Annotated in this window: 5 protein-coding genes; 3 read left to right on the forward strand and 2 right to left on the reverse strand. The window is 37.5% G+C overall.

Features of this window, described 5'->3' with window-relative positions; translation table 11 throughout:
• Nucleotides 1–105 precede the first annotated feature (105 nt).
• Nucleotides 106–459, reverse strand: coding sequence for a hypothetical protein (locus KM885_RS17440; RefSeq protein WP_216884329.1), 354 nt, complete (start codon nt 457–459; stop codon nt 106–108).
• Between the two features lie 492 nt (nt 460–951).
• Between KM885_RS17440 and KM885_RS17445 the strand changes: the two genes are divergently transcribed.
• The 3 genes from KM885_RS17445 to KM885_RS17455 all read left to right on the forward strand — a co-directional run bounded on the left by KM885_RS17445 (nt 952) and on the right by KM885_RS17455 (nt 3,066).
• Entirely contained in the window at nt 952–1,137 is a 186-nt protein-coding gene (locus KM885_RS17445; RefSeq protein ID WP_216884330.1) for a DUF3100 domain-containing protein, read from the forward strand.
• Nucleotides 1,138–1,187: 50 nt separating this feature from the next.
• The gene (locus tag KM885_RS17450; RefSeq protein ID WP_338113699.1) at nt 1,188–1,553 is read left to right on the forward strand and encodes a hypothetical protein; all 366 of its coding nucleotides are present in this window, start codon (nt 1,188–1,190) and stop codon (nt 1,551–1,553) included.
• Nucleotides 1,554–1,620: 67 nt separating this feature from the next.
• A complete protein-coding gene (locus KM885_RS17455) occupies nt 1,621–3,066 on the forward strand; it encodes a M20 family metallopeptidase (protein ID WP_216884332.1) in 1,446 nt (481 codons plus the stop codon).
• A gap of 116 nt (nt 3,067–3,182) precedes the next feature.
• Here KM885_RS17455 and KM885_RS17460 read toward each other — a convergent pair whose 3' ends face one another.
• A complete protein-coding gene (locus tag KM885_RS17460) occupies nt 3,183–4,385 on the reverse strand; it encodes an MFS transporter (protein ID WP_047184403.1) in 1,203 nt (400 codons plus the stop codon).
• Nucleotides 4,386–4,521 lie beyond the last annotated feature (136 nt).

Below are 4,521 nucleotides of genomic sequence, written 5' to 3' on the forward strand. Positions count from 1 at the left end.
TGATTCGGACACAACCTTTCGTTAGTTTAATATTAATGACTTAACCAAGTTGTGTCCATAAATCTATACTACATCTAAATACAACAAGTTTTATTAAGTTAAATACTAGCTTTCTTCTTCTTTCTCATTATCAGGAAATAAAATTACTGGAGAGTAAGGTGCTCTCGGGTCATCTTTAAGATTAATAAAATAATTATTGTGATTTATCTCTCCAAATTGTTCTGTATAGGGCATTTCTAACGAGTTAAAGGTATCCTCACTTTCTACAACACCAACGTAAAGTTGAAACCCTTCATCATCAGAAGGGAAAAAGTCTCCCATAGATTTACCATTCGATAAAGCTATATCTATTAGCTTACGGAGCTCTAATAGTGCCTTTCTATTCCCTACTATAAAAGATTCTTGATGATGACTATGCTGAGCGTAAACATGTAAGTACTTTTGGTAGTTCCAAGACATTGATTATACTCTCCTTTATTAAATTTTCTGTATTTAAAAGTTCCCCATTCTGATACAAACATAAGTTCTTTTGTTACTCCGTTGATTCAATCAAACTATATCCCGATTTTATGGATAATGCTATAGTTATTTTAAGAAGGGGTATGCGGAAGTAATTGGTAAGGAAAGTACCTATTCACGTGATCGTCTAAAAAATTATATAGAATATGTTACAAAACTAGTTTTTATTCCTACCTCCCACAATATTCTAATAATTCCATATTGACTTAAAATAGAGCTTTATCTATAATTAAGGACATTACCGAAAATGTATTATGAAACCGATTCCAATGGGTTAGGGACACTATCATATAGTCTTATAGTTATAAGAATTTCACTTGTACTGGAAATCTTATTCTCGCTACGGTCAAACATATGAGATGGTGAGGCCTCTCATTGGGATCATGGGGTTAATTTTCATCAGTAAATGATGATAGGGGAGGGAAAGGAAAAGTGGAAGAAAAGCAGCCTAAACTTTGGAAAGATTGGCGTTTGCATCTTATTGTTCTTATATTGGTTTTATTAGCGGAAGGGATTGGGACTCACGAGATCTCATTGGGACCGGGCGTTATTCTGCTATTACCCATGCTCTATGCCGTGGTTTTTGGTCTAGCGCTCTATTTCACACTTTTGTTTTGACGATTATTGGTATCATTGCAATATTGGGCAATTGGGTTGGCTATCATGTCATGCCGCTAACGGCAGCTCCCGGAATGATTATTATCATTCTCGTTTGTGTAGCTGGATTGGTCATCCAAAAAGTTTTGCCGTTAAATTTACCTGCCATTGTTTATATCTCTGTGATTGGGATGGTTCTTTCTTTGCCGGTAACACCTGGATCAGGGTATTTAATTAAATGGACGGAGGAAGTAAACTTACTTGCCTTAACAACACCAATCCTGGCTTATGCGGGGATTGCTGTCGGGCGTTCATGGGCCGATTTTGCAAAATTGGGTTGGCGGAGTATTGTTGTTGGAACATGTGTTTTATTGGGTACATTTCTTGGTTCCGCGATTATAGCCGAGATTGTATTGCGTATACAAGGAGTTATTTAACATAGAAGGTATTTAGACCGAGAGAAATAATGTTGTTAATATACTTAAAGATAGGGGATATATGATCATGAGTGTAACAGAAAAAATATCAACTTTAGTAGATAGTAAAGATGAAAAATTTAAGGAATTGGCCAATAAAGTGTGGGAGTTTGCTGAGACGCGATTTGAAGAATTTCGTTCAGCAGATTTATTGAGTAATGCGTTGGAAGATGAAGGGTTTACATTGGAGCGGGATGTTGCAGGACTTGAAACTGGCTTTGTAGCTAGTTTCGGTGGAGGAAAACCGGTTGTTGGAATACTGGGAGAATATGATGCACTCTCAGGTCTCAGCCAAAAATCAGGAAGCAAGTCATATGATCCGATTATACCACAAGGGAATGGACATGGATGTGGGCATAATTTACTTGGTGTGGGCTCATTGGCTGCAGCGATTGCGGTTAAAGATTATATGGAAACCAATAGCCTTCCAGGAACCGTTAAATATTTCGGATGCCCTGCAGAAGAAAGTGGATATGGAAAGGCATTTATGGCCAGAGAGGGTGTATTTGATTCGCTTGATGTTGCTTTTTCCTGGCATCCTTATACGATGAATGCCGTTCCGCATACGAGTTCAAACGCCGTCATTCATGCAACCTTTACGTTTTATGGTCGCAGTGCCCATGCAGCACAGGAGCCGCATCTTGGAAGAAGTGCCTTGGATGCTGTTGAATTAATGAACATTGGTGTTAATTATATGCGTGAACATATGATTGATGATGCTCGCGTTCATTATGCTATTACGAATCCTGGAGGGTTAGCACCGAATGTTGTACAAAAGGAAGCAGAGGTTACCTATTTAATTAGAGCCCCTAAACCGGAACAGGTACAAAATCTGTATAAACGTGTAGAAAATATTGCGCGTGGAGCTGCCTTAATGACTGAAACAGAAATGGAGCATCAAATTGAAGGATCTTGTCATAATTTGATTCCAAACAGTACATTGGAGCGGGTTATGCATCAACAAATGGATGAATTGGGATTCCCAGAATTGAATGATCAAGATATTGAATTTGCCAAGGCAATGTATCAGACTTTTACCGATGAAGGTAGGGAAAGTGCAAAGTCACTATTTGATAAGGAATACGCTTCCCAATTGGATGAAAGACCAATTGCTGATGTGATTCTTCCTTACTCGGAGAAATTATCATTCATGAACGGGTCAACCGATGTTGGGAATGTTAGCTGGAAGGTTCCAACAGCTCAGTGCTACACATCTACATGGGCATTAGCTACTCCTTTCCATACATGGCAAGTGGTAGCGCAAGGAAAGCAGAACTATGCTCACCAAGGAATGCTACTTGCCGGAAAAACAATGGCTTGTACAGCAATTCGTGTTTTAGAGGATGAAGATTTATTATCTCAAGCCAGGGAGGAATTTAAAAACCGTCTTGATGGGGATCAGTATGAAAGTTTAATTCCACAAGATCTTATGCCTCCAAGACGTAATGTTTCTGAAGCTGTGGGAGTGGAGTAAAGATCACTAGCTTAATAGACTTGGTTGAACCCCTTATAGTTCTAATGCAAATGAAAAACTGCCCTAATAAATCTTGTTAGGGCAGCTTTTTATTAAAGATTTTTAACCTTATTTTTTCAAACTAAGGTTTCTTCATAAGAAGACGTTTCATGACTCTTTTTTCTTCCATGCAAGAAATAATATAATACAGTAGCAGCCACAACCAAAATGGCCATTGTTTCATATAAGTTTCTATAGCCGGTGAGAGGAATTAAAAATCCAAGTAAAAACGGTCCAAAGCCGGCACCGAAATCTGCAAACATAAAGAATGTTGATGTTGCCAAGCCAATACGACTCTTAGGTGATGCCTTAACAGCTATAGCTTGAGCGCTGGTAATAAATGTTCCATAACCAATCCCAATACAAGCACCAGATAATAAAAGTATAATCCCTTGATGGGCATGACCTAATATGATTAAACCGAGGGCAAAAACAATAAGGACGGGATACATAACAGCATTATCCCCTTTCATGTCAAAAAGTTTGCCCATATAAGGTCTTGTTACTAAAGTGGCAATAGCATAAACAACAAAGAAAAAACCGGCAGCGTTGACCAAGTTAATTTCTTGTGCATATACGGTCAGAAATGAAAGAACACTTGAATAACTGATGCCAATTAAAATACTTACAATGGAAATTGGAATTGCTTTCGCTTCAAAGAAATCGCTCAGTTTAAAGCCCTTCTCTTTTTCTAATGGATCTTTATGGAATTCCACATTAGGCACCTTTAAGAAAAGTGAAACTAGAAAACTTATTCCTATAAGTGCGGTACATGCAACGAAGTTCATCCTGAAACCTAAATGTTGATTGATTAAGATTCCAAAAAAAGGACCAACTGCAGATGCAAGTGTTGTACTTAATCCGTAGTAACCAGTACCTTCACCCCTACGTGTATCTGGAATAATGTGTTGTACAATCGTACCGGTGGCAGTAGAGGCTACTCCAAAAGCAGCACCATGCAAAAAACGCACAAGAAAGAGAATAGGTAAGTTTGTAATACTAAAATATAAAAGTATGGTTATAACAGAAAAAATAAAGCCGATAAAAAGAATTTTCTTTTGGCCAACTTGGTCGATGTATTTCCCTGAAAAAAGCCGACCAAAAAGCATCCCTATGACAAAGATTCCTGCTGCCAAACCACCCATGCTTTCTGAAGCATGAAACTGATCTATCGTAAATATCGCAATGGTGGAAATTAATAGGTAATGAATAAAGTAAAGGAAAAAATTGGTGAAAGATACAATTAAAAAATCTTTTGTCCATAAATTAGGTTTATCCAATTTAAACGAACCTTTCTATTTTGGTATGTGCTATCTTGTTATTCCAAAAAGACATCACGACTATGTGTAAAATAGTTCTCGGGGATTTGAAACAAAATTCTAGAAAAAAAAGAAAAGGCGCTCTATCATAAATGTA

The organism is Oceanobacillus caeni (assembly GCF_019037185.1).
GTDB lineage: Bacteria > Bacillota > Bacilli > Bacillales > Amphibacillaceae > Oceanobacillus > Oceanobacillus caeni.